15 protein-coding genes are annotated in these 18675 nt (G+C 57.0%); 6 read left to right on the top strand and 9 right to left on the bottom strand.

Features of this window, described 5'->3' with window-relative positions; all coding sequences use genetic code 11:
• Window positions 1–54 precede the first annotated feature (54 nt).
• Genes QHL1GM_RS00240 through QHL1GM_RS00260 form a run of 5 tightly spaced genes read right to left on the bottom strand, consistent with a single transcriptional unit; the run spans window position 55 to window position 5526 of the window.
• Window positions 55–1188, bottom strand: a complete 1134-nt coding sequence (locus QHL1GM_RS00240) for an acyl-CoA dehydrogenase family protein (RefSeq protein WP_071692672.1) — start codon at window positions 1186–1188, stop codon at window positions 55–57.
• Window positions 1188–2000: an enoyl-CoA hydratase family protein gene (locus QHL1GM_RS00245; protein WP_071692673.1), complete on the bottom strand. Its 813-nt coding sequence runs from the start codon at window positions 1998–2000 to the stop codon at window positions 1188–1190. The genes QHL1GM_RS00240 and QHL1GM_RS00245 overlap by 1 nt, the downstream gene beginning before the upstream one ends.
• 24 nt (window positions 2001–2024) lie before the next feature.
• A complete protein-coding gene (locus tag QHL1GM_RS00250) occupies window positions 2025–2477 on the bottom strand; it encodes a MarR family winged helix-turn-helix transcriptional regulator (protein WP_071692674.1) in 453 nt (150 codons plus the stop codon).
• The gene (locus tag QHL1GM_RS00255) at window positions 2474–3244 is read right to left on the bottom strand and encodes an SDR family NAD(P)-dependent oxidoreductase (RefSeq protein ID WP_071692675.1); all 771 of its coding nucleotides are present in this window, start codon (window positions 3242–3244) and stop codon (window positions 2474–2476) included. Before QHL1GM_RS00255 ends, QHL1GM_RS00250 begins: the two co-directional genes overlap by 4 nt.
• A complete protein-coding gene (locus QHL1GM_RS00260; protein ID WP_071692676.1) occupies window positions 3241–5526 on the bottom strand; it encodes a bifunctional salicylyl-CoA 5-hydroxylase/oxidoreductase in 2286 nt (761 codons plus the stop codon). Before QHL1GM_RS00260 ends, QHL1GM_RS00255 begins: the two co-directional genes overlap by 4 nt.
• Window positions 5527–5898: 372 nt before the next feature.
• On the opposite strand from QHL1GM_RS00260, the gene QHL1GM_RS00265 reads away from it, so the two are divergent.
• On the top strand, window positions 5899–6387 hold the full coding sequence (locus tag QHL1GM_RS00265; RefSeq protein ID WP_071692677.1) for an Rsd/AlgQ family anti-sigma factor: 489 nt from the start codon (window positions 5899–5901) through the stop codon (window positions 6385–6387).
• A gap of 21 nt (window positions 6388–6408) precedes the next feature.
• Here QHL1GM_RS00265 and QHL1GM_RS00270 read toward each other — a convergent pair whose 3' ends face one another.
• Both QHL1GM_RS00270 and QHL1GM_RS00275 read right to left on the bottom strand, forming a co-directional pair.
• Window positions 6409–9477, bottom strand: coding sequence for an efflux RND transporter permease subunit (locus QHL1GM_RS00270; protein WP_071692678.1), 3069 nt, complete (start codon window positions 9475–9477; stop codon window positions 6409–6411).
• Window positions 9461–10579 (bottom strand): efflux RND transporter periplasmic adaptor subunit, encoded by a 1119-nt coding sequence (locus QHL1GM_RS00275; protein WP_071692679.1) that lies wholly within the window; start codon window positions 10577–10579, stop codon window positions 9461–9463. The genes QHL1GM_RS00270 and QHL1GM_RS00275 overlap by 17 nt, the downstream gene beginning before the upstream one ends.
• A 242-nt stretch (window positions 10580–10821) precedes the next feature.
• Between QHL1GM_RS00275 and QHL1GM_RS00280 the strand changes: the two genes are divergently transcribed.
• Window positions 10822–11796 (top strand): malate dehydrogenase, encoded by a 975-nt coding sequence (locus QHL1GM_RS00280; protein ID WP_071692680.1) that lies wholly within the window; start codon window positions 10822–10824, stop codon window positions 11794–11796.
• A 104-nt stretch (window positions 11797–11900) separates the two neighbouring features.
• On the opposite strand, the gene QHL1GM_RS00285 is transcribed toward QHL1GM_RS00280, so the two are convergent.
• The gene (locus QHL1GM_RS00285) at window positions 11901–12557 is read right to left on the bottom strand and encodes an HAD family phosphatase (RefSeq protein ID WP_071692681.1); all 657 of its coding nucleotides are present in this window, start codon (window positions 12555–12557) and stop codon (window positions 11901–11903) included.
• Window positions 12558–12782: 225 nt separating this feature from the next.
• Here QHL1GM_RS00285 and rppH point away from each other — a divergent pair, with 225 nt between their 5' ends.
• Window positions 12783–13274: an RNA pyrophosphohydrolase gene (rppH, locus tag QHL1GM_RS00290; RefSeq protein WP_071692682.1), complete on the top strand. Its 492-nt coding sequence runs from the start codon at window positions 12783–12785 to the stop codon at window positions 13272–13274.
• An 88-nt stretch (window positions 13275–13362) separates the two neighbouring features.
• Window positions 13363–15624 (top strand): phosphoenolpyruvate--protein phosphotransferase, encoded by a 2262-nt coding sequence (ptsP, locus tag QHL1GM_RS00295; RefSeq protein ID WP_071692683.1) that lies wholly within the window; start codon window positions 13363–13365, stop codon window positions 15622–15624.
• Between the two features lie 12 nt (window positions 15625–15636).
• Here the strand turns inward: ptsP and QHL1GM_RS00300 are convergent, their stop codons facing one another.
• A complete protein-coding gene (locus tag QHL1GM_RS00300) occupies window positions 15637–16419 on the bottom strand; it encodes an NRDE family protein (protein ID WP_071692684.1) in 783 nt (260 codons plus the stop codon).
• 219 nt (window positions 16420–16638) lie between these two features.
• On the opposite strand from QHL1GM_RS00300, the gene QHL1GM_RS00305 reads away from it, so the two are divergent.
• A complete protein-coding gene (locus tag QHL1GM_RS00305; RefSeq protein ID WP_071692685.1) occupies window positions 16639–17853 on the top strand; it encodes a response regulator in 1215 nt (404 codons plus the stop codon).
• On the top strand, window positions 17850–18647 hold the full coding sequence (locus QHL1GM_RS00310) for a sulfite exporter TauE/SafE family protein (RefSeq protein WP_071692686.1): 798 nt from the start codon (window positions 17850–17852) through the stop codon (window positions 18645–18647). The genes QHL1GM_RS00305 and QHL1GM_RS00310 overlap by 4 nt, the downstream gene beginning before the upstream one ends.
• Window positions 18648–18675 lie beyond the last annotated feature (28 nt).

An 18675-nucleotide genomic window follows, 5' to 3' on the forward strand; every position in this document is an offset into this window, starting at 1 on the left:
TGTCTGGCGTTGTGTTTTATTGTTTTTGAGAACTACTGTACGGTTTTTTGCTGTTTACTCCTCCGCGAGCATGCTGCGGGCGATGACTACTTTTTGTACATCTGAAGCGCCTTCATAAATACGCAGCGCGCGGATTTCTCGGTAGAGGCTTTCGATAATATGGCCCTTGCGAACGCCGTCGCCGCCGTGAAGCTGTACTGCCTGGTCAATCACCTGTTGAGCCTGGTCGGTGGCAAATAGTTTGGCCATTGCCGCTTCACGGGTCACCCGCTCAGCGCCTTGGTCTTTCGTCCAGGCCGCGCGGTAGACCAGCAGGGCGGCGGCATCGACATTGAGCGCCATATCGGCCAAGTGGCCCTGCACCATTTGTAGATCAGCAAGAGTGGCGCCAAACAGCTCCCGGGAGCGGCTGCGGGAGAGCGACTCTTCCAGTGCCCGGCGGGCGAAGCCCAGGGCTGCCGCGCCAACCGTGGAGCGGAAAACGTCCAGCACCGACATGGCAATCCGAAAGCCCAGCCCAGGCTTGCCGATCAAGGCGCTAGCAGGCAGCACCATATCGTTGAAGCCCAGCCGTGCCAGCGGGTGAGGCGCTACCGACTCCAGACGCTCACGAATTTCCAATCCTGGCGTGTCGGCAGGTACTAAAAAGGCCGAAAGTCCTTTGGCGCCGGGGCCTTCTCCGGTGCGGGCGAACACCGTATAGATATCAGCAATGCCGCCGTTAGAGATCCAGGTCTTTTCGCCATTTAAACGGTAGCTGTCGCCGTCGAGCTCGGCGGTGGTATCCAGTTGGGCTACATCGGAGCCGGAGCGTGGCTCGCTCAGGGCAAACGCCGAAAGTGCTTCGCCACGACGGGTTTTTTCCAGCCACTGCTTCTGTTCATCGCTGCCGTATAGGCTGATGGCGCCGGTTCCCAGTCCCTGCATGGCAAACGAAAAGTCAGCCAGGCCATCGTGACGGGCGAGGGTTTCGCGAATGAGGCAGAGGCTGCGCACGTCGATATGCTCGCCCGCAGTGCCGGTCAAAAAGCCTGCTTTACCCAGGTCGCGGACGAGTTGAATACAGGTGGCATTTACATCGTTGTGATCGCGGGGTAGCTCAGTGCGGCACCACGCTTCGAGCTGTTCGGAAAGTTCGCGGTGTCTGGCCTCGAAAAAGGGCCATTCCAGGAAGCTCTTGTCGCTCATCAGTCCCCCTTAAACTCAGGTTTTTGTTTGGCTACAAAGGCGTGGTAAGCGCGTTCGAAATCGTTGGTCTGCATGCAGATCGCCTGGGCCTGCGCTTCCGATTCGATGGCCTGCTCCAGGCTCATGGACCACTCCTGATTTAGCTGGGTCTTGGTAATGCTGTGGGCAAAGGTGGGCCCACTGGCCAGCCGGGTGGCGTAGGCGATGGCGTCTTCTTCAAGAGCGTCTGGCTCAACCACGCGATTGTAGAAGCCCCACTGGAATCCCTCTTCGGCACTCATGCTGCGGCCACTGTAGAGCAGGTCGGCGGCGCGGCCCTGGCCGATAATGCGCGGTAGCATGGCGCAGGCGCCCATATCGCAGCCCGCCAAGCCCACCCGGGTAAACAGAAACGCCGTGCTTGCGCGGGGAGTAGCAAAACGAATATCCGAGGACATGGCGATAATTGCCCCCGCCCCAACACAAATGCCGTCGACGGCAGCAATAATCGGTTTGCCACAGTTAAGCATGGCCTTGACCAAATCCCCGGTCATGCGGGTAAATTCGAGGAGGCCCTTCATATCCTTGCCCACCAAGGGGCCGATAATTTCATGCACATCGCCGCCGGAGCAGAAGTTTTCACCGTTAGAGGTAAACACCACGGCATGCACATCCGATGCATAAGCGAGGTCGCGAAAGGTATCGCGCAGCTCGGCATAGCTCTCAAAGGTCAGCGGGTTTTTGCGCTCCGGGCGATTCAACCGTATAACGGCGACATCACCTCTCATTTCCCAAATAAAATGCTCGGGGACTAAGTCAGCCATACTCTTCATCTTTTTGTTCTCGTCTGTCAGTGATTAATGGGCATCTTTATGAGAAGCCGGTAAGCGGTGTAGCAACTCGCCTATATGATGGGCATCCTCTTCGCCCACCCCCTCAAATAGCGCATTGATCCAGCGTTCATGTTCAGTAGCCATAGCGCTAAAGCTTTCGCGGCCAGCCTTCGTCAAGCACACCCGCGTGGCGCGCCGGTCGCCCTCAATGGCAATGCGTTCAACGGCGCCATCCTCCACCAGACGATCAATAATGCCAGTGACGTTGCCGTTGGAAACCCGCAGTCGCTTGGAGAGCTCATTCATTTTCAGGCCCTCCTCAACGGCATACAGAGCCGCCATCACGTCAAAGCGCGGCAGCGTAGAGTCGTGCTCGGTACGCAGCCGTTCGCGCAGCTCGGACTCCACCTGACGAGTAACCCGTAGCATGCGTAGCCATAAGCGCAGGCGCTCCTTGCTTAAGCTTTCTGCTGTCATACTTCGCCCCCTGAGATTGAGATCGCCTGACCGTTAATCGCGCCACTGTTAGGCCCGCAAAGCCATAGGGCAGTAGCGGTTACCTCCGCAGGAGTGACTAAGCGTCCGGTGGGGTTGGTAGATTGAAAGTGCGCTGTGGCTTGTTCGGCTGACTGACCTGTTTTGGTCACAATATTCTCCACGCTGGCGGCCAGCAGTGGTGTATCGGTAAAACCGGGGCAGAGCGCATTGACGGTCAGGTTGCGGGTGGCGGTTTCAGCCGCCAGTGAACGCACCAGTCCTACCACACCGTGTTTAGCCGCGCAGTAAGCGCCCACATAGGCGTAGCCTTTTAGGCCCGCCGTAGAGGCAATGGCAATCATTCGCCCGCCGTCATTCAACTGTTTCAAGCCCTCGCGCAGGGTTAAAAATACCCCGCTAAGGTTTACATTCAACATGCGCTGCCAATGCTCGAAAGAGGTCTTTGTGAACGGCGCACTCTCAGCCGCCCCGGCGTTGGCGATAACGATATCCACACTGCCGATCTTCTCGAATAGCGCCACCATGGCAGCTTCGTCGGTGACATCGACCACGGCGGTACGAATGCCATCATGCTGCTCGGCAACGGCTTGAAGGGCTGCCTCACGGCGGCCGGTAATGGTGACTTCGGCGCCTGCTTCGGCAAAGGCCAGGGCCATATCGGCGCCGATACCGCTGCCGCCGCCGGTAATCACCGCCCGCTTGCCTGCCAGGCTGTTCGCTGCCACGTTTCTATCAGATTGGCTCATACCCAACCCTCGCCACGTTCGGCCAAGCGCTGTAGCTGATCGGCGCCGGCTCGGTAGGGCGCCGGCCACTCCACCTCACTATCACCCAGCCCTGCAGCAACGTGCAGCAGCCAGTAAGGATCCGCAAGGTGAGGGCGGGCGATACAGACTAAGTCGGCGCGTCCAGCCATCAGAATCGAGTTCACGTGGTCGGCCTGATAGATATTGCCCACCGCCATGGTGGCGATTGGCGTCTCATTACGAATCCGGTCAGAGAAAGGGGTTTGAAACATCCGCCCATAGACCGGTTTGGCCTGGGTCGAGGTTTGCCCGGCAGAGACATCGACAATATCCACCTCCGCGTCGCGCAGCCGTTTGGCGATCTCAACCGCATCGTCGGGGGTGATGCCTTCAGCGCCGCACCAGTCGTTGGCAGAAATGCGCACCGACAGTGGCTTATGTGCAGGCCACACGAGGCGCACGGCGTTGATCACTTCAATCGGGTAGCGCAGCCGGTTGTCTAACGAGCCGCCATACTCATCGTCACGGTGGTTGGTTAATGGCGTGATGAACGAAGAGAGCAGGTAGCCGTGGGCGGCGTGAATCTCGATCATGTCGAAACCCGCGCGATCAGCCATCTGCGCTGCACTGACAAACTCATCGCGTACGCAATCCATATCGTCGCGATCCATCGCTTTTGGCACTTGATTACGCGCCGACCAGGGCTGTGCTGAAGCTGCCAGTATTGACCAATTGCCATCTGCGAGCGGAGCATCCATTTCCTGCCAGCCCAGTTGAGTAGAGCCTTTTGCTCCTGAGTGGCCGATTTGGGCGCACAGCTTGGCCTGGGTTTCTGTGTGCACGAAATCACAAAGACGTTTCCACGCTTCTTCATGTTCGGGGGCGTATAAGCCAGGGCAGCCGGGGGTAATTCGCCCGGTGGGGCTGACGCAAGTCATCTCGGTATATACCAGGCCTGCGCCACCCTTGGCGCGTTCTGCGTAGTGGCTAAAGTGCCAATCGGTAGTGCAGCCATCGACGGCTTTGTACTGCGCCATGGGGGAGACCACAACGCGATTAACCAGGGTCATATCGCGTAGTTGATAAGGCGCAAACATGGGGGCGCGAGCGCTGCCAGAATTACCCGCCTGGGTTTGAAACCAACGCTCGGCGCTCTCCAGCCACTGGGGGTCGCGTACCCGCAAGTTCTCATGGCTGATGCGCTGGGAGCGGGTCAATAGCGAGTAGTTGAACTGCACCGGATCGAGATCCAGGTAGCGCTCTATCTGTTCAAACCACTCGGTGGAGTTGCGCGCGGCTGACTGAAGGCGAAGCACCTCGAAACGGCGGTCTTCTTCATAGCGAGCAACGGCAGCTTCCGAACTGCTTTCACTGTGCAAGTAACTAGCCAGTGCAATGGCGCTCTCCAGCGCGAGCTTGGAGCCGGAGCCAATCGAGAAGTGCGCAGTGGCAGCGGCATCACCCATCAAGACTACATTCTCATAGCTCCAGCGTTCGCAAAGTACCCGTGGGAAGTTGATCCATGCCGAGCCGCGTATATGGTTGGCGTTAGTCATCAGCGCGTGACCATCAAGATGCTTGGCAAAGATTCGTTCGCAGACCGCAATCGACTCTTGCTGACTAAACTCACCAAAGCCAAACGCCTGCCAGGTGGCCTCGCTACACTCGACGATAAAGGTCGCGGTATCCTTGTCAAATTGATAGGCGTGAGCCCACACCCAGCCATGCTCGGTCTTCTCGAAGATAAAGGTAAAGGCATCGTTGAAGGTTTGATGGGTACCCAGCCAAACGAACTTGCACGCCCGTACATCAATGTCGGGCTTGAAGTGATCGGCGTAGGTTTGGCGGGTGCGGGAGTTTAGGCCGTCGGCAGCCAAGACTAAGTCATATTCACGCCGGTATTGCTCAATGGAGCTTTCCGTTATATCGGTTTCAAAGCGCATCTCCACGCCAAGCTCGCGAGCGCGCTCCTGTAACAGAATCAATAGTTGGCGGCGGCCAATACCGCAAAATCCGTGGCCTGTAGAGACCGTTTTGACGCCTTTATGGACAACCGCAATATCATCCCAATAAGCGAAATGCTCCCGAATGCGCTCTGCGCTGACCGGGTCGTTGGCTGCCAGGTTGTCGAGGGTTTCGTCTGACAGCACCACGCCCCAGCCGAAGGTGTCGTCTGCACGGTTGCGCTCAATCACCACGATCTCATGGGAGAGATCGTGTAGCTTCATGCTGATAGCGAAATAGAGGCCGGCAGGCCCTCCACCCAGGCAGGCGATTCTCATTTTTTTCTCCACGGGAAAACACACTCTTTTCTGAAGATAGGAGACGCATTTATAAAATTCAAGCATAAACTCTTTAAGCTTAAACTATTTTCCTCGAATATGCGTGCGAGCGTTTAACGACCTGCCTGCTGCTGTGCTCGCAATGGTGGTCGGAAGATGAGAGCATCGATAGACGCAGGAATATGGCAAGACAGCCGCTTGAGAAAGCTGGTCATCAGCCATAGAAGAAAGTGTTATGGGTAGTGAGCTTTTAGTACCAAGGAAACCGTACTTGCTGGGATTGACAGAGGTAGTGGGAGGCGCGACTCTAAGCCTGTTTGTTATTCTAAGCGCTTAATAGTATTTAAAAGGTAAGTTTAAGGAGAATGCCCCATGCTCGAAGATTGCAAAAACGCCCTGGAGCGCTGGGGAGGCGTGCATACCCTAATCGACCGCTGGCTAGATCAGCGTCGTCAGCTATTAGTTAGCTTTATCGAGCTGAAGGAAGCGTGTGATGCTGAGCTGGAAGCAGTGAGCAAAGCGCCTATCGATACGTTTAGTGAAAAGCTAATGGATTACATCAGCGCCGGTCACTTTGAGATTTACCCCCAGCTGTCGGAAGAGGCACGGGCCTTTGGTGATGAGGACGCGCTGGTCATCGCGGAGAAGTTGCTTGAGCGTTTAGAAATGTCCACCGAGATGGTATTGGAGTTTGATACCGATTTTGGTTCCACGCTTCGCTGCGAACTAAATATCGCCCGCCTTCCTGCTTGGATTGACCGCTTGGCCCGCGGCCTTACTGAACGCTTCGCGCTGGAAGACCAGTTGATCGCGCGCTTACACGCCGTTCATAGCCCTCAGCACACCAAAGCACCCGCTTAATATTCTCATTAGCTCGCGGCCTTATTGGCGCCGCAGCTTACCCCCAATCACCAGCATGCAGGGGGTAAGTAGCAGGGTGAGTGCGGTGCCGAAGGTGAGCCCCCCGGCAATGGCGCTCGACATTTGCGTCCACCACTGGGCGGAGGGCGCATTAAAGCCAAGGGCCGGGGTGAATAGATCAACATTGACCCCCAGCACCATCGGCATGAGTCCCAGCACCGTGGTAATCGCCGTTAACAGCACCGGGCGAAGGCGCAAACAGCCCGCTTCAAGCGCGGCCTCGCCGGGGGGCATACCTTGGCCCCGCAGTTCGTTATAGGTATCGATCAAGACAATGTTGTTATTGACCACGATACCTGCCAAGGCAATTACCCCCATGCCCACCATGACAATGCCGAAGGCCTGCCCGGTAATCAGCAGGCCCATCAATACCCCCGCGGTGGAAAACACAATCGCCGAGAGCACCAGCCCCGCCTGGTAAAAGCTATTGAACTGGGTGACCAGAATCAGCGCCATCAAGGCGATAGCAATCAAGAACGCGCTGGCTAAGAACTGCATCGACTCCTGCTGATCCTCCTGCTCGCCCGCCACGTTGACCATCAAGCCGTCAGGCAAACTGTCGCTGCCCGCCGCTAGCAAGGCGCTCAGGCGCTCATCGGCGAGATATCCGGGTGCAAGGTCGGCGTCTATCGTAATAGCACGTCGGCCATCGATACGGTTTAGCGTGCCTACCTTAGGTGCCGGTTCCAGGGTTACAAAATGCGAGATCGGTACTTGGCCCCGCTGGGTATTGATCGTCAACCGCTCCAACTGATCCAGCGAACGCCAGTTTTGCGGCAGGCGCACTCGGATATCCACTTCATCGCTGACTTCGGGGGGCCGGTAGCTTGCTACCTGAAGGCCGGTAGTCAGCAGCTGAACCGCGCTACCTATGGTCGTTACGTCGGTGCCCATCCGCGCCGCGGCTTCACGATCCACGTTAACCCGCCACTCCACGCCGGGTAGGCTGCGATTATCCTGAATGTCGGTAAAGCCACCCAGCTCGCGCATTAACTGACTTATTTGGTTAACGCCCGCATCGGCAACGTCGGGATTAGTGGCGCTCACTTCAAGCACGATAGGCTTGCCGCCACCGGGGCCCATTTCCTGCTCCTGAAATTCCAGCGTAATGCCGGGAATATCCCGGGCGCGCTCGGACATATCATCCAAAATAGCCTGGGCTGGGCGACGCTCATGCCAGTCGATAAACTGAAACTGCAGCATGCCAATCACGTCGTTGCCCATCTGCTCATTAGGCACAGCAAAGGAGCGGGCATACAGCGCTCGCACTTCGCTCATGCCGGATAGTTTGGCTTCTACCCGCTGCACAATGGCGTCGGTCTCCACGGCGGAGAAGTCGCCTCGGGCGCGCACCAGCACCTGGGCGCTGTCGGGCTCCACGGCTGGGAAGAAGTCGACACCGTGGTTAAAGCGCGCATAGCCGGTATACAGCAGAGCCATTAATAACACGGTCACCAGCAGTACCCAGGCAGGGTGCATAAGTAGCCTAGCCAGCAGGTGGCGATAGCCGCGCCCAAAGGAGGTTGTCGCCTCATCATGGTTAGCGCCTGTCGTCGTCGCGGTGGAACGCGTAAACAGTCGCCCAAGAGTCGGTAAGAACACCAGCGCCATGGCCAGCGATGCCATCAGGCACAGAATTACCGTGGCGGGCAGGTACTTCATAAACTGACCGACCACGCCGGGCCAGAATAGCAGGGGAATAAATACGGCGAGCGTGGTGGCAGTCGAGGCAATGACCGGCCAGCTCATGCGCGAAGCGGCGTTGAGCCACGCCTGATGCGGCGTTTGCCCATCGCGCAGATGGCGGTCGGCAAGTTCACTGACTACGATAGCCCCGTCGACCAGCATGCCCGCCACCAGAATCAGCGCGAATAGCACCACGATATTAAGCGTAAAACCAAATGCCCAGACCAGCAGAATGCCGGTTAAGAAGGCGCCTGGAATGGTAAGCCCCACCAGCAGCGCCATGCGCCAGCCCATCACCGCGACCACCACAATCAGCACCAACACTACGGCGGTCAGCACGTTGTTGAGAAGCTCGGATAGCATATTCTCAACGGTGGTCGACTCATCCAGAATAGTGGTGAAACGCAGCTGCTCGGGAAGCAAATCATCCGCTTCGGCTAAGCGGTCACGGACTGCACCAATGGTGGCGATGATATTCGCCCCTGCGCGCTTGGAAACTTCCAGCACCACGGCGGGCTGATCATCAATGCGGGCAAAGCCTTCCGGCTCTTTATAGGTGGAGTTGATCCATGCCACATCGCCAAAGGTGACCACGCGATCCTCATCGACCTTGACTGGCATATTCATGACGTCCTCAAGGGACTCAATAATGCCGGGGACTTTCAACGCCAGTCGACCCGCGCCGGTGTCCAGGCTGCCTGCTGCTACCAAGCGGTTATTGCGTGATACCTGATTAAACAGCGCATCAAAATCGACCCCATAGCTCTCCAGCACCAGCGGATCAACGACGATTTCCAGCAGGTCTTCCCGCTCACCGGCAATGTCGACTTCCAGCACATCGGCGATGCCTTCGATCTCTTGCTGCAGGCGCCGGGCAATCGTCATTCGTTCGCGGGTATCCAGTTGCCCGGAGAGGCCAATAGTCAACACCGGAAACTCCGAAACGTTGACCTCCATCACCCGCGGCTCATCGGCCTCGGACGGCAGGTCGCTGCGCGCGATGTCCACCCGGTCACGCACGTCGGTCAGCGCGGTGTCGGGGTCAAAGCCCGGGTCGAACTCCAGGGTTATCGAGCCATGCCCCTCGCTGGATTGGGCGGTGAACTTGCGTAACCCCTCAATGCCGCGCAGCTCCTGCTCCATGGGGCGGATCAACAGCCGCTCGCCATCCTCGGGGCTCACCCCCTCCAGCGATAGCGCCACATAAATCATCGGAATGGTGACATCGGGGTTGGCTTCTTTAGGAATCATCTGCCAGGCAGTGATGCCCGCCAGCAGAAGACTCACCAACAGCAGCAGCGTCGTACGAGAGTGTGCAAGCGCCGCATTAATCAACTGGCGCATGAACGTTATCCTGTTCCGTCGGCTGTGAAATAATCGCCTCTTCAGCGGGTACCGGCTCTACCTTTTCACCGATTTCCACCATGCCTGCGCCTAGCGTAATCAGACGCAGCGGGTCGGGTAGGCCGGTCACATAGGCGCGCTGTATATCGGCACTGACAAGCTCAACGGCGGTCTGCTGCACCTGATCGTTGTCATCCAGATGCTTGACCGCCAGTTGGCCTTCGCTATTTAAGCTCAACAGCGCAGGCGAAAGGGTATGCACCTGACGGGGTGGTAGCGTAATCGTCAGCTCCGCGCTGCCGCCTGCCAGACGTTTCCCGGCGGGGTTGTCCAGCGTTGCTTCAATATAAAAGCTGCGTGTAGCTTCTTCGGCGCGATGGCTGATAAAGGTCAGCTCGCCTTCTAAGTGATCACCATTAAGCAGCCGGGCGGTTACCGGCAACCCCACGCTTAAATCACCTACTTGCTGCTGCGAAACCCAGGCGGCACCTTTCAAACGACGGTCATCGACCAACTGGCCCCACTCTTCACCGGGCTGGAGCAGGTCGCCTAGCTCCACCTGAACCCGATTGAGCACGCCATCAAACGGCGCGGTGGGACGGCTGTCATCCAGCTGCTTCTGCAGTTGTGCCACCGAGGCGGCGCTGGCGCTTAGTGCGCTCTGCAGGCGGAGCAGTTCTGGCTGCGAAATCAGCTCCCGCTGGCGCAGGTTGCGCGCCCCGGCATACTCCGCTTCGGCTACCGCTAGCTCGTCCCGGGCCTGCTGCAACTGCTCGGGCAGGGCGTCGTTATCCAGCACCAGTAGCGTATCGCCCGCATCCACACGGCTACCTTGCGCGACCGGCTTCTCAGCCACAAAGCCCGCTGCGTTGGCACGCAGGGTGGTTTCGCGCTCTGCCGTCAATTGGCCCTGAATAATTTGCTGGGGAATAAAGGCGGTGCTCTGCTGCACGACAATTTCGACCCGCGAACCTGCTTCGCTGCGTGCCGGGGCATCTTGGGGTGTGGTTTGAAAGCGCTGAAAATTACCAAAGGCGAGCCATATCACTAGCGCCAGCACCAGTAGGCTAGCTAAGGCATAAGAAAACGGGATTTTTCGCATGGAGCGTCCATGTCCTTAGCAAAACAAGAAAGGAGGGCATAAAACCGAAGATACCATAGCGCAACTCAACCTTTTCAGCGAGTAGCGAGCCGCTGAGTGAATGGCAAGTATAACAAATGGGTAGTAGCCGCATGTCTGATTGAGTTTTTGCCCGGCTGGGCATACCATCTTTGCGTCTTGAGTTCTGTTAAGCCACTCCTCAGGCGAGAACCATCCCTAGGCGAACCAATCAAGGAGCAATGATGAAAGATCCAGTACGTATTGCGATTACCGGCGGCGCCGGTCAGATCAGCTACTCTCTTATTTTCCGCATCGCCGCTGGCGACATGTTGGGGCCGGATCAGCCTGTCATTCTCCAGCTTCTGGAAATTCCCCAGGCAATGGACGCCCTGAACGGCGTGGTTATGGAAGTTAACGACTGTGCCTTCCCGCTGGTACAAGACATTGTCGCGACCGACGACCCGAATGTAGCGTTCAAAGACGCTGATTTCGCCCTGCTGGTTGGCGCACGTCCGCGCGGCCCAGGCATGGAGCGTAAAGACCTGCTGGAAGCCAACGCAGCGATCTTCTCCGTTCAAGGTAAAGCGCTGAACGATCACGCCAGCCGTGATGTGAAAGTGCTGGTTGTCGGTAACCCGGCCAACACCAACGCACTGATTGCTTCCTGTAACGCGCCGAACCTTGATGCGGGTCAGTTCACCGCCATGACGCGTTTGGATCACAACCGCGCCTTGACCCAGCTGGCACAAAAAACCGGAAAGCACGTCACTGACGTTGAAAACATGATCATCTGGGGCAACCACAGTGCCACCCAGTATCCGGATCTGGCCCAGTGCAAAGTCGACGGCAAAGCAGCGTTCGATCTGGTTGAGCGCGACTGGTACGAAAACGACTTTATCCCCACCGTGCAGCAGCGCGGCGCGGCGATCATCAAAGCACGTGGCGCTTCCTCTGCCGCCTCTGCTGCCTCTTCCGCCATCGACCATATGCACGACTGGGCGCTGGGTTCCAAAGGCATCGTCAGCATGGCGATTCCGTCTGACGGCAGCTACGGCATCGACGAGGGCATCATCTACTCCTACCCAGTGCGTTGCCAGGGTGGCAAGTATGAAATCGTTCAAGGCTTCGAAATTGACGAGTTCAGCCAAGAGAAGATGAAAGCCACCGAGAAAGAACTGCGTGAAGAGCGTGCAGCCGTCGAGCACCTGCTCGGCTAAACGCGCCCGCTGACGCTTTTATATGAGCGCCAGTAAACGCAAAACCCCGCAAGCCAAGCTTGCGGGGTTTTTTATTACGGTTTACTCCTCACCACTCACAAGCCTCAATCCCGCAAACTCATGATCCGCCACTGGCGCTCTTTGGCGATTTCGCGCAGGGTGTCGTCGGGGTCAACAGCGACGGGGTGCTCGACTATTTCTAACAGCGGCAAATCATTGTGCGAGTCGCTATAGAACCATGCGCCTTCCATGGTCAGGTCTTGATCTTCCAGCCACTTTTCTAAGCGGGTGACTTTGCCTTCGCGGTAGCTGGGAATGCCCGAAACGCGCCCAGTGTAGCGGCCCTCTTTGACTTCCGGATTCACCGCGATTAAATGATCGACACCCAAGCGCTCGGCAATCGGTGCGGTAATAAAGCGGTTGGTGGCGGTAATAATCAGCAGCGTATCGCCTTTGGTGCGGTGGCGCGCCAGCAGCTCTTCCGCTTTGGGCAGGATGTTTGGCTCGATTTTGCTGGCCATAAACTGCTGGTGCCACGCCGAAAGCTGTTCAGGGGAGTTATCGGCCAAGGGCTTAAGCGCCATTTTCAAAAAGGCGGCCATATCCAGAGTGCCCGCGTTGTAATCGGCCATGAAACGTTCATTGGCTTCCCGGTAAGCGACCGGGTCGACGGCCCCTTGTTCGAGTAAAAACTCGCCCCAGGCATGATCGCTGTCGATGGATAGCAGCGTATTATCCAAATCGAAAATGGCCAGACTCACGGCGCTCCCCTTTTTTAGTCAGTGGTAGTAAGCGGTTAGTGTTGGTGTAAAAGCCGTTGTTAAGGCAAATAGCGGACGCGGATTATCGCAGAGTCGCACTGCCATTCCCACCAGCGATAAGGCTAATACAAAGTAAGCATTCACCACTTAGCGTTATATTGTATTGATACGCTTGTCACCCTTGTGGAAAAATGGGGACAACTGAAAATTTATAAGGTGATGTCCGTGATCGACGCTGACGGCTTTCGCCCCAATGTTGGCATCATCATTGCCAATAGCCAGGGGCAGCTGCTTTGGGCGCGTCGGGTAGGACAAAATGCGTGGCAATTTCCCCAGGGGGGCATCAATGCAAGCGAGACGCCACAACAAGCACTTTTTCGTGAGCTTTACGAAGAGATCGGCCTAACCGCCGAGGATGTTGATATTGTTGCCTGCACCCGGGGCTGGCTACGCTACCGTCTGCCACGACGTATGATTCGCACACATTCGCGTCCGGTCTGTATAGGCCAGAAGCAGAAGTGGTTTTTACTTAAAATCCGTTGCCAGGAAAGCCAAATATGTATGACGGCAACCCCCACACCTGAGTTTGATGGGTGGCGGTGGGTAAGCTACTGGTACCCGCTAGGGCAGGTAGTGCCTTTTAAGCGAGAGGTATATCGGCGCGCGCTGCGAGAGTTGTCTCCCCGCGTTCAGCGCCTGGCACAGGATGAAGATTAGGGCGACGGGCCGCTGCTCCAAGTAGGGGAGCGGCAGTCTGCCAGGAAATTCCTCAGCGAGGCAAATAATAGTGAAAAGTAAAACGTCCATGCTTGAGGTGCTGCGCCGGGTGATTCAGGAAGTGAATGGCGCGCGCAACCTCGACGCCGCGCTGTCCACGATGGTACGCCGAATTCGTAAAGCGATGCAGACCGATGTGTGCTCCTTCTACCTCTACGACAAGGAGCTTGAGTCGCTGGTATTGATGGAAACCATTGGTCTGCGTACCCAAGCAGTAGGGCGCGTAGTGCTGCCGATAGGCGAAGGCCTAGTGGGCTTGGTAGCCAAACGCAGCGAGCCGCTTAACCTAGAGGACGCACAGATCCACCCGCAATTCCGCTATTTTGAAGCCACTGGAGAAGAGCGCTACTCCAGCTTCTTAGGCGTGCCGATCATCCACCAGCGGCTGATGCTGGGCGTGCTGGTTGTTCAGCAAGCCGAAAAACGCCGCTACGACGATGAGGATGAAGCCTTCCTGGTCACCATGGCTGCGCAGCTAGCGGGCGTATTAGCTCACGCCTTAGCCACAGGGAACCTGTTACGCCCGGCGCTTGCCGGTGGGCAGGCAATGTTTAAAGGTGTGCCAGCATCGCCGGGCATGGCCATGGGTGAGGCGGTGGTGATTACCCCTCCATCCGACCTTAATAGCGTGCCTGACCTCATTCCAAGCGATCAGGACTATGAGGTAGCGCGATTGAAGGAGGCCATCGGAAAAACGCGCAGCGAAATTCGTGCGGCGGCCGAGCGCTTGGCAAGTCGTATCTCTGCACAGGAGCTGGCGCTGTTTGATGTTTATCAGCAAATGCTTGGCGAAGCGGCACTGGCCGATGAAGTGGAAAAGCGCATTCGCGAAGGGCAGTGGGCGCCTGGCGCCCTGGCTGACGTAGTACGACGCCACGTGCAGTATTTAGAGCGCGTTGACGATAACTACCTGCGTGAGCGCGCCGCCGATATTCGCGATCTGGGCCGCCGGGTGTTAGCGCACCTGCAGGAAGACACGCCGTCCACGCCGGAAACCTACCCCGATAATGCCATTCTGGTCGGCGATGAAATCAGCGTGGCCATGCTGGGAGAAGTCCCCCGCGACAAGCTCAAAGGGCTGGTCTCGGTACGCGGTTCCAGCACTTCTCACGTGGCGATTGTCGCCCGCGCCATGGGCATTCCTACGGTGCTGGGCATGGTGGATTTACCGCTGCCGCGCCTAGGTGGTGCACCGGTGGTGCTGGATGGTCACCGTGGCCGCCTGTTTGTACGCCCAGCGCCTGAACTGAAAGCGCGATATGAAAGTCTGATTGCTGAAGAGATTGCGCTTAGCGAGTTGCTAGAGCACGAGCAAGATCTACCCAGCGCCACCCCCGACGGCCACGACATGCCGCTAATGGTGAATACCGGGTTGGCTGTCGACGCCACCGCGCTGCTTAAAAGCCGTATCGGTGGGGTGGGGCTTTACCGCACTGAAGTGCCGTTTATGATTACCGAGCGTTTTCCCGGCGAAAAAGAGCAAACCAAACTCTATCGCGACCAGCTTGAAGGTTTTGCGCCGCTGCCGGTGGTGATGCGTACTCTGGATATTGGTGGCGACAAAGATCTGCCTTATTTCCCGATTGAAGAGGCCAACCCGTTCCTTGGCTGGCGCGGTATGCGCGTGACGCTGGATCACCCCGAAGTGCTGATGGTGCAACTGCGCGCGATGCTTAAAGCCTCCATCGATCTGGATAACCTCTACGTCCTCTTCCCGATGATCACCAACGTCGAAGAGGTAGACGAAGCGCTGCGGCTGCTTGATCGTGCCATTCTAGAGTTGGGCGAAGAGGGTATTACCGTCGTCAGGCCCAAGGTCGGCGTGATGATTGAAGTGCCTGCCACTATTTACCAAATGGACGCGCTGGCGAAGCGAGTCGACTTCTTCTCTGTGGGCAGCAACGATTTAACCCAGTACTTACTCGCGGTGGATCGCAACAACCCTCGCGTATCGAGCCTTTACGATGCGCTGCACCCGGCGTTGCTCGGGGCCTTGCTAGAACTTGCCACGGATGCCACGCGTCTCAACAAGCCCATTTCGCTATGCGGTGAATTGGCCGGCGACCCGGCTGGGGCGCTGCTACTGATGGCTATGGGCTTTACCAGTCTCTCGATGAACGCACCCAGCCTGCCCAAAGTACGCGCGGCTATTCGCCGAGTACCGTTTAGCGATGCCCAGCAACTGTTGAAAGAAGTCATGGAGCTGGACACGCCTGCCCAGGTGCATGCCCATTTAGAGCAGCGTTTGGATGAGTGGCAGTTGTCGCACTTAATGCCGCCCCGCGACTAAGGGTGTTTGTCATCAACTGATGGGTAGCGCTAAGGAGGTTTCACCTTCGAAGCGCCCCAGCGGTCCAAAGCGCTGTTCGGTGATTTCGATGTGCCCGTGGCTATCCAGAGTTAGCCACGAGGTGGCGCGGGTGCCATAGCGCTCGCCGACTATAAACGCCGCTGAGAGTTGACGCTCCAGCTCAAGCCCCACACCAGTATCCGGCAACTCCTCGGCAGCCGCTTCTTGCGGGTTCTGCATTGCACGCTGAAGAGTGGTAGGCCATGTCTGGGGGGAGGCTGGTTGTGAAAGAGTGTGCTCAAGCGCACCACGCACATGTAGAAGCTTCGGCCAGGGTGAGTTGAGGTCGGCATTGGATAGGCCATGCACGCCGGGGACTACCTCGCTGAGGGCCAAACGGTTTCTGCCCCGGTGTAGGTGCCAAAGCCGCTTTGGCGTCGCCACTAACAAATTAAATCCTGCATAGCGCAGTGCCTCGCCCTCGCTGAGTGTGGTTAACCACGCTTCAATATCGCCACACTGCAAGGCATTAGCGACCAGTTCACCCCGGCTTGGGGCGCCAGGAGGCACGCTTAGTTGTAGGTCACGTACGTTGGTTAGGGCTGCCACGACACCGCCACGTTTGGCCGCCAGCCACGAGCCACCGGCCTCTAAATCACGCCCACCAAAAAGCTCGGGTTTATCTTGCCACTCTCCCAGCGGCGCGGTGGGGCGCGCATGGAACTCATCCCGGTTACCCATCAGCCGCAAAGGCATGGGCGTGCCGGGTTGCCAAGCAAACGAAATTAAGCACATAACAAACTCGTAGGCGAATAGGGTGGAAAACGTTCAACGCAAGAGCAGCATGACAGTAACGAAGCGCAGACGTACACTTACTTCAGTATCACACTTACTTAAGTAACATGTTTGTAGCATAAATCGTCACGCTGAAGGGTGTGAGTTTCGGCAAGTAGCCCAAGGTTTAACCAGCGGTCGCGTATTCTGCGGCCTTGCGGCCAATAGGAAGGCGGGATCATGCAACGCTATCAACGGGAGCACTTTTGGAACGCCATTATTTGGCCTCTGCTGTGGCCCCTGCTGCTTGTGCAGGCGGCATTAGTTGTTCTTTGCCTGGTAGTCGGCACCATGATGTGGTGGATGTCGCCAAGCTACACCTCCTGGAGCACCATGCTGTGGTTAATGGCGGCCCTGCTCATTGGCAGTAGTTTGAATGTTGGCGCCTTTCTTATGCTGGTTAAAGCACACGCTCGGCGCAACGATGCTCGTCTTATGCAAGAGCTCACCGAACTTGAACAGCATAGTCAGGCATTGTGCACCACCGCAGTGCGTTCACTACCTGAACATCAATGTTCAACGCCGGATGCCGCCGACGAATTTCATTCCCCCCTCCAGCGGTTGGTCAGTGTTAATGAAGCGCTATTGGGTCTTGAACACTCTATGCGCAGCTCGCAAGTGGTCAGCTCGGCTACTAAGAACACTCAGCAAGGGCATGAGCAAACGTTGTTGGACGACTTTCAGTACCAGCAGCGGCAGCTTAAACACTTGAAGGCTGGCCGAGAAAGAGCGCGGGAAGAGTCGCGTTTGAAATCAGGCTATTTAACGCTGCTGCAGAATGAAACGAATAACTTGTTAGACCATTTGAATGCCATGGCTGAAAAAGAGATTACCGATAATTGTCGGCAAAACGTCATGGAAGTATACGAGCACGTGTCGGATATCCGCGCCCTATTAGCCAATCTTGTTCAGCAAGATTCTGAACAAGGGGCTGGATATAGCGCTTTAGGCGATGAGGCAAAGGGAAGCGATAGTGAGCGTGCCGAACCCCAGCGCAGTTTGCGTGTATTGGTCGTCGACGACGGGCCGGTAAATTTGATGTTGGCGCGGCAAATGCTGGAAACCCAAGGTCTGCAAGTGGAAGGCGTTAGCAGCGGCGAGCAGGCGCTTGAGCGTCAACAAAGCGGCAGCTTTGATTTGGTATTTATGGATATCTTCATGCCCACCCTGGACGGTCTTGAAACCACCCGGCGCTGGCGCGAGTACGAGCGCAGCCGCGGCACCACTCAAAGCGTGTTGGTCGCGCTAACGGCCAACGTCGACAATGCAGGGCACGATGCCTGCCTGGCTGCAGGTATGGATGACCTGCTCGCCAAGCCGTATCAACCCGAAACCCTCCTTAATATGATTGCATATTGGTTTCCAGGTACGATTAAAACGACTCTGCCTGAATGACCATCATTATGGCGTTATCGATTTACTTAACCCTTGGAGCCGTCGCAGGCACCATGGCGGGTGTATTTGGCGTGGGTGGCGGGCTTATTATTGTTCCCGTGCTGGTGTTTGCGTTTGAGCTGCAGAATATCGCCTCAGAAATCACTATGCATTTAGCCATTGGTACCTCACTCGCCACTATTCTAATCACTGGTTCATCGTCGGCCCTGGGCCATTTCCGGCTTGGCAGTATTCACCGTGCTTGGCTAAAAGCGCTGCTGCCAGGGTTGGTATTAGGAGCCGTCGCCGGGGTGTTTGTTGCTGATAATCTCTCCGGCTCGTCGCTGGGAACTATGTTTGGCATCTTCGTTCTACTCATTGCCGCCAAAATGGTGTTTGGTTTAACGCCCAAGCCCGGCAGTGTCGCGCCTGGGAACTGGTTAATGGCACTGGCTGGTGGTGTGATTGGTGCTGTTTCAGCGCTGTTTGGGATTGGCGGCGGCGCGATGACGGTGCCGCTACTGTCGCGCTGCGGAGCTAGCATGACGCAGGCGGTGGGTACGGCAGCAGCGGTTGGACTACCCATCGCGCTAGTGGGAGCGCTGACGTTTATCGTGGTGGGGTGGGGGAGTCCTTTATTGCCCGCCTGGGCGACTGGCTTTGTTATGTGGCCGGCGTTCTTCAGTATTGTGGTCACCAGCGTTCCATTTGCCCGCTTAGGCGTTAAACTTGCCCACGTTTTGCCTGCCCATGTGCTACGGCTCTCCTTCGCGTTACTGTTAGCAGTGGTAGGGGTCCGCTTCCTGCTCTCCTAGCCTGTGACTATTAGGCTTGCGATTGGGC

It is taken from the genome of Halomonas sp. QHL1, assembly GCF_001882345.1.
Lineage (GTDB): Bacteria > Pseudomonadota > Gammaproteobacteria > Pseudomonadales > Halomonadaceae > Vreelandella.

What these genes read in the sequence shown, in the direction of transcription:
- QHL1GM_RS00240 (WP_071692672.1), bottom strand. Translation starts at nt 1,188, where the DNA reads ATGAGCGACAAGAGCTTCCTGGAATGGCCCTTTTTCGAGGCCAGACAC.
- QHL1GM_RS00245 (WP_071692673.1), bottom strand. Translation starts at nt 2,000, where the DNA reads ATGAAGAGTATGGCTGACTTAGTCCCCGAGCATTTTATTTGGGAAATG.
- QHL1GM_RS00250 (WP_071692674.1), bottom strand. Translation starts at nt 2,477, where the DNA reads ATGACAGCAGAAAGCTTAAGCAAGGAGCGCCTGCGCTTATGGCTACGC.
- QHL1GM_RS00255 (WP_071692675.1), bottom strand. Translation starts at nt 3,244, where the DNA reads ATGAGCCAATCTGATAGAAACGTGGCAGCGAACAGCCTGGCAGGCAAG.
- QHL1GM_RS00260 (WP_071692676.1), bottom strand. Translation starts at nt 5,526, where the DNA reads ATGAGAATCGCCTGCCTGGGTGGAGGGCCTGCCGGCCTCTATTTCGCT.
- QHL1GM_RS00265 (WP_071692677.1), top strand. Translation starts at nt 5,899, where the DNA reads ATGCTCGAAGATTGCAAAAACGCCCTGGAGCGCTGGGGAGGCGTGCAT.
- QHL1GM_RS00270 (WP_071692678.1), bottom strand. Translation starts at nt 9,477, where the DNA reads ATGCGCCAGTTGATTAATGCGGCGCTTGCACACTCTCGTACGACGCTG.
- QHL1GM_RS00275 (WP_071692679.1), bottom strand. Translation starts at nt 10,579, where the DNA reads ATGCGAAAAATCCCGTTTTCTTATGCCTTAGCTAGCCTACTGGTGCTG.
- QHL1GM_RS00280 (WP_071692680.1), top strand. Translation starts at nt 10,822, where the DNA reads ATGAAAGATCCAGTACGTATTGCGATTACCGGCGGCGCCGGTCAGATC.
- ptsP (WP_071692683.1), top strand. Translation starts at nt 13,363, where the DNA reads ATGCTTGAGGTGCTGCGCCGGGTGATTCAGGAAGTGAATGGCGCGCGC.
- QHL1GM_RS00300 (WP_071692684.1), bottom strand. Translation starts at nt 16,419, where the DNA reads ATGTGCTTAATTTCGTTTGCTTGGCAACCCGGCACGCCCATGCCTTTG.
- QHL1GM_RS00305 (WP_071692685.1), top strand. Translation starts at nt 16,639, where the DNA reads ATGCAACGCTATCAACGGGAGCACTTTTGGAACGCCATTATTTGGCCT.
- QHL1GM_RS00310 (WP_071692686.1), top strand. Translation starts at nt 17,850, where the DNA reads ATGACCATCATTATGGCGTTATCGATTTACTTAACCCTTGGAGCCGTC.